At 73.6% G+C, this 5,767-nt stretch carries 5 protein-coding genes; 2 read left to right on the top strand and 3 right to left on the bottom strand.

All coding sequences use genetic code 11. The features are described 5' to 3' along the window. Nucleotides 1–69 precede the first annotated feature (69 nt). Nucleotides 70–942: a formyltetrahydrofolate deformylase gene (gene purU, locus MHY85_RS19840; protein ID WP_239199910.1), complete on the top strand. Its 873-nt coding sequence runs from the start codon at nt 70–72 to the stop codon at nt 940–942. Nucleotides 943–972: 30 nt separating this feature from the next. Here the strand turns inward: purU and MHY85_RS19845 are convergent, their stop codons facing one another. From MHY85_RS19845 to MHY85_RS19855, 3 genes are all read right to left on the bottom strand, one after another. Then, a complete protein-coding gene (locus MHY85_RS19845; protein ID WP_239199913.1) occupies nt 973–1,758 on the bottom strand; it encodes an ATP-binding cassette domain-containing protein in 786 nt (261 codons plus the stop codon). A 46-nt stretch (nt 1,759–1,804) separates the two neighbouring features. Then, nucleotides 1,805–3,028: an ROK family transcriptional regulator gene (locus MHY85_RS19850; protein ID WP_308191450.1), complete on the bottom strand. Its 1,224-nt coding sequence runs from the start codon at nt 3,026–3,028 to the stop codon at nt 1,805–1,807. A gap of 107 nt (nt 3,029–3,135) precedes the next feature. Further along, entirely contained in the window at nt 3,136–4,353 is a 1,218-nt protein-coding gene (locus MHY85_RS19855) for an NADP-dependent isocitrate dehydrogenase (protein WP_239199919.1), read from the bottom strand. 206 nt (nt 4,354–4,559) lie between these two features. Here MHY85_RS19855 and MHY85_RS19860 point away from each other — a divergent pair, with 206 nt between their 5' ends. Next, on the top strand, nt 4,560–5,597 hold the full coding sequence (locus tag MHY85_RS19860; protein WP_239199922.1) for an aquaporin: 1,038 nt from the start codon (nt 4,560–4,562) through the stop codon (nt 5,595–5,597). Nucleotides 5,598–5,767 lie beyond the last annotated feature (170 nt).

Below are 5,767 nucleotides of genomic sequence, written 5' to 3' on the forward strand. Positions count from 1 at the left end.
GGTGGACCTGGCCCCGGTCGCCGACGCCGCCCCCGGCCGCCGCGCGCGGGCGCGGGTACCCTCCCCTGCGTGACGACCCCGACCTCCACGCCCGGCACCGCCACCTCCTGGGTGCTGTCGCTGTCCTGCCCCGACCAGCCCGGCATCGTCGCGGCCGTCGCGGGGCTGCTCGCCGAGCACGGCGGGAACATCACCGAGTCGCAGCAGTTCGGCGACCCGCTGTCGGGGCTGTTCTTCATGCGCGTCGAGGTCGCCGCCGACCGGACACGAGAGGAGCTGGAGGCCGCCCTCGGCGCCCTCGCCCCGCGGTTCTCGATGGACTGGTCGCTGGACGTCGCCGGCCGCAAGGTCCGCACCCTCCTGCTCGGCTCGACCGCGGCGCACTGCGTCAACGACCTCGCGTTCCGGCAGCGGTCCGAGGGGCTGCCGATCGACATCGTCGGGCTGGTGTCCAACCACACCGCGCTCGCCGACCTGGCCGCGTTCTACGACATCCCGTTCCACCACGTCCCGGTCACCAAGGACACGAAGGCGGCCGCCGAGGCGCGGCTGCTGGAGCTGGTCGAGGAGCTGGACGTCGAGCTGGTCGTGCTGGCCCGGTACATGCAGATCCTGTCGGACGACCTGTGCCGTGCGCTGGCCGGCCGGGTGATCAACATCCACCACTCGTTCCTGCCGTCGTTCAAGGGCGCCCGCCCCTACGCGCAGGCCCACGACCGCGGCGTGAAGCTGATCGGCGCCACCGCGCACTACGTGACCGGCGACCTCGACGAGGGCCCGATCATCGAGCAGGACGTCGAGCGGGTGGACCACTCGCGCGGGGTCGCTGACCTGGTCGCGCTGGGCCAGGACGTCGAGCGCCGGGCGCTGGCCCGAGCGGTGCGCTGGCACGCCGAGCACCGGGTGCTGCTGGACGGGCACCGGACGATCGTCTTCCGCTGAGCACCGGCTTCCCGGTACCCAGCGGGCGCCTCAGAGCGTCGCCGGCCGGGTCGTCGGCCGAGCCGCCCGCCCCGTCGGCGTGATCCCCGTGATCGCGGCGATCAGGTCCTCGTAGGACGCGTGCTCGGCGTCGAAGTCGCCGTTGATCCGGCCGAGGCGCAGCACCACGATCCGGTCCGCGACGGCCTGCACGTCGACCATGGAGTGGCTGATCATGACGACGCCGAGCCCGCTCTCCCGCAGCCGCTCCACCATGTTCAGCACCTCGGCGGTCTGCGAGATGCCGAGCGAGGCCAGGGGCTCGTCCAGGACGACCACCCGCGGGTTGCCGACCAGGGTGCGCGCGACGGCGACGGCCTGCCGCTGCCCGCCGGACAGCGCGCGCACGGGCGCCCGGACGGACGGCACGCGCGCGGCGAGCTGGCTCAGCACCTCCCAGGCGCGGCGCTCCATGCGGCGTTCGTCCAGCATCCCGGCGCGGCGGAGCTCCTGGCCGAGGAACAGGTTCTGCACGACGTCCAGGTTCTCCGCGAGCGCGAGGTCCTGGAAGACCGCGGCGATGCCGAGCTCGCGCGCGGCACGGGTCGACGGCATGGTGACGGGCGCGCCGTCGACCTCGATGGTCCCGGAGTCGGGGGCGAGGGCCCCGGACATGACGCGCGCGAGCGTCGACTTGCCCGCGCCGATGTCGCCGACGATCGCCACGACCTCGTGCGCGTGGATGTCGAGGTCCACGTCGACGAGCGCGCGGACGGCCCCGTAGTTGCGGGAGACGCCCCGCACGGACAGGACGGGGGTGCCCGGTGTCCGGTTCATCGGTCCTCCTCCGCTGCGTCGCTGCCGCGTGCCGTGCTGCACCGGCTCATCCTGCCACCGCCATCGACTGGGCAATACCGGCGTGGTCCAGCGCGAGGGCCAGCGCCCCGCGCACCTCGGCGGCGGTGCCGAGCTCGGAGACGACCACCTCGACCGGTCCCGCGGTGCTCGGCAGGGTCCGCTGCGCGAGCACGCTCCGGAACGTGTCCAGCAGGATCGGCCCCGCGTCCGCGAGCCGCCCGCCGACCACGACCAGCTCGGGGTCGAACAGGTTGCAGGTGTTCGCCGCGGCCACCGCGAGCAGCCGGCCCGCGTCGGAGATCACCCGGCGGCAGCCGGGGTCGCCGTCCTGCGCGCGGGCGATGACGTCCGACAGCGTGAGGTGCCCGTGGCTGGACTCGAGCATCCGGAGCAGGGCCGGGGCGCCGATGAGCGCGTCCAGGCAGCCGCGGTTGCCGCACCGGCAGATCGGGCCGTTGTCGTCGATGGTGATGTGGCCGAACTCGCCGGCCGCGCCCGTCCGGCCGTGGAACACCCGCCCGTCGACGATGAGGCCGCTGCCGACGCCGTGCGAGACCTTGAGGTAGGCGACGTGCCGCTTGCCGCGGGCGGCGCCGTGCCGCAGCTCGGCGAGCGCCCCGAGGTTCGAGTCGTTGTCGACCTGGACGGGCACCCCGAGCCGGCGCTCCAGCACCTCCGGCACCGACACCCCGTCCCAGCCGCGCAGCACGCCGACCGACACGATGCGGCCGGTGGCCGGGTCCACGGGCGCCGGCACGCCGACCCCGACCGACAGCACCTCGGACATGGTCGCGCCGACCGAGTCGACGAGCTCGGTGAGCAGCAGCGACGCCCGCTCCAGACCCGCGTCGGCGCGGTGGTCCGGCGGCAGCGGCATGCGCTGGTCGGCGACGATCCGCTGGGCGACGTCGGCGACGGTCACCCGCAGCGAGCGCGAGCCGAAGTGGATCCCGCCGACCAGCCCGAGGTTGCGCGCGAGGGTGACCTGCTGGGCGCGGCGCCCGCTGCGGGAGGTGGGCGCCGTGGCGAGGACGCCGGCGCCGGTGAGCTCCTTGACGATGTTCGACACCGTCGCAGGTGACAGCCCCGTGACACCGGCCAGCTCGACCTGCGTGAGTGAGCCACGCTGCTGGACGGCACTCACGATCCGGGCGCGATTGGCTTCACGGAGTGAAGATTGCGAACCCGGGGTCACTCTCTCGGTGCCCACGTGGTCGAGGATACAGGCGCACGCACCCCGATCCGGCACCCCGCGGGCACCTACCGGCGTGCGTTCACAGCGTGACGGCAAGCGGGACGCGGACGGCCGCCGCCCCGAGGTGGGGGCGGCGGCCGTCGGTCGCCGTGCCGGGGCGCTCAGCCCAGGCGGGCGGCCAGGTTCTCGTCGAGGGCCGCGAGGAAGTCCTCGGTGGTCAGCCACTCCTGCTCGGGGCCGACGAGCAGCGCGAGGTCCTTCGTCATCTTGCCGCTCTCGACGGTCTTCACCACGACGTCCTCGAGCGTCTCGGCGAACTGGGTCACCTCGGGGGTGCCGTCCAGCTTGCCGCGGTGCTTGAGGCCGCCGGTCCAGGCGAAGATCGACGCGATCGGGTTGGTCGACGTCGGCTTGCCCGCCTGGTGCTGCCGGTAGTGCCGGGTGACGGTGCCGTGCGCGGCCTCCGCCTCGACGGTCTGGCCGTCGGGGGTCATGAGGACCGAGGTCATCAGGCCGAGCGAGCCGAAGCCCTGCGCGACGGTGTCCGACTGGACGTCGCCGTCGTAGTTCTTGCACGCCCAGACGTAGCCGCCCTCCCACTTCATCGCGGAGGCGACCATGTCGTCGATCAGGCGGTGCTCGTAGGTGAGGCCGGCCTCCGCGAAGGCGGCGGCGAACTCGGCGTCGAACACCTCGGCGAACAGGTCCTTGAACCGGCCGTCGTAGGCCTTGAGGATCGTGTTCTTGGTCGACAGGTACACCGGGTACTTCCGCTGGAGGCCGTACGCGAACGAGGCGCGCGCGAAGTCGCGGATCGACTCGTCGAAGTTGTACATGGCCATCGCGACGCCGCCGCCCTCGGGGTACGTCACGACCTCCTGCTGGATCGGCTCGGAGCCGTCCGCCGGGGTGAACGTCAGGGTCAGCGTGCCCGCGCCCTGCACGCGGAAGTCGGTCGCCTTGTACTGGTCGCCGTGGGCGTGGCGGCCGATGATGATCGGCTTGTTCCAGCCCGGCACCAGGCGCGGGATGTTGCTGATGATGATCGGCTCGCGGAACACCACGCCGCCGAGGATGTTGCGGATCGTGCCGTTCGGGGAGCGCCACATCTTCTTGAGGCCGAACTCCTCGACCCGGGCCTCGTCCGGGGTGATCGTCGCGCACTTGACGCCGACGCCGTGCTCCTTGATCGCGTGCGCCGCGTCGATCGTGACCTGGTCGTCCGTCGCGTCGCGGTTCTCGATCGACAGGTCGTAGTAGCGCAGGTCGATGTCGAGGTACGGATGGATCAGGCGGTCCTTGATGAACTGCCAGATGATCCGCGTCATCTCGTCACCGTCGAGCTCGACGACCGGTCCAACCACCTTGATCTTCGCCATGCGGCCAGATTACTTGACGTCGAGAGACTTCGCGGGCGACCGGCGCGGAGCCGGGGGGCGTCCAGGCGACGCACAGCGATCGGTGGCATGCTCGACGTGAGTGCCCGACCGGGGCTGCGCGCGACGCGCCCGCAGGTCGGACCCGGTGCGGGGCCGCCGAACGGCGCGGTCCGCGCCCGTCATCGCACCCGGACGAACGGATCATCATGTCGCAGGACAAGCCCGAGCCCGCCGAGGCCCCGGACGCCCCCACCGGCGCCACCGCCCCGCAGCAGGGCACCCCGGCCGTGCCGGCCGCCGAGCCGACCGCCGCCCCGGCGCCCGCCGCGGCACCCGCGCCCGCCGCGGTCCCCGTCGGCTACGGCGCCGCCAGCGGCTACGGCACCGCCTCCGCCGTCGCGCCGGACGAGGACGAGGTCGAGATCCAGGCCGTCCGCGCCACCCTGACCGGCCCGTCGCTCGTGGCCCGGGTGGGCGCCGAGGTGTTCGGCACGTTCGTCGTGGTCCTCGCGGGCCTCGGCGCCGCGCTGTTCGCCTCGGTCAGCGGCGCCGGCGTCATCGGCATCGCGCTCGGCTTCGGCTTCGGCACGATCGCGGCGTTCGTCGCCGTGTCGCACGTCTCCGGCGGCCACTTCAACCCGGCGATCACGCTCGGCAGCACGCTGGCCGGTCGCACCCCGTGGGCGCACCTCGTGCCCTACTGGCTGGCCCAGCTCGTCGGCGGGGCGCTCGCCTCGGCCGTGCTGTTCGTGACCGCGACCTCGCTGCCCGCCCTCGAGGGCAACGAGCGGTCGTTCTTCAGCGGCACCGCCAACGGCTACGGGGAGCACTCCCCGATCGCCCAGTCCACGGGCGGCGGCGGGTTCGGCCTGGTCGCCGCGCTGCTGCTCGAGGGCGTGCTGGCCGCGATCCTCGTCGGCGTGTACCTCGGCGCCACCGACCGGCGCGGGCGCACCCGGCAGCAGGCGGCGTTCGCGGTCGGCCTGACCGTGGCGTTCGGGATGCTCGTGGCGTACCCCGTCACCGGCGGCTCGCTGAACCCCGCGCGCTCGACGGCCGCGGCGATCTTCTCCGAGTCCTGGGCGTGGGGCCAGATCTGGGTGTTCTGGGTCGCGCCGCTCGTCGGCGCCGCGCTCGCCGCGCTGCTCTACCGCGCGTTCGCCACCGCCCCGGCGGACGACGACGTGCTCGACGAGGACCTGGAGATCGACGAGGTCGAGGTCGAGGTGCAGCCGGCGCGCTGACGCCCGCACAGCTCCCGCGCAGGGGCGGCGACCCGGTCGGGTCGCCGCCCTTCGTCGTCCCGGACGCGGGCGCGGGGCCAGGACGCCGGGATCGGTGGCTCGCGCCGAGATCGGCGGTCGCACGCGCCGATCTCGCGCGGAAGGGCCGATCTCGGCGGGCGGGGCGGGCG

Source organism: Cellulomonas sp. ACRRI, assembly GCF_022346185.1.
In the GTDB taxonomy this organism is placed as follows: domain Bacteria; phylum Actinomycetota; class Actinomycetes; order Actinomycetales; family Cellulomonadaceae; genus Cellulomonas.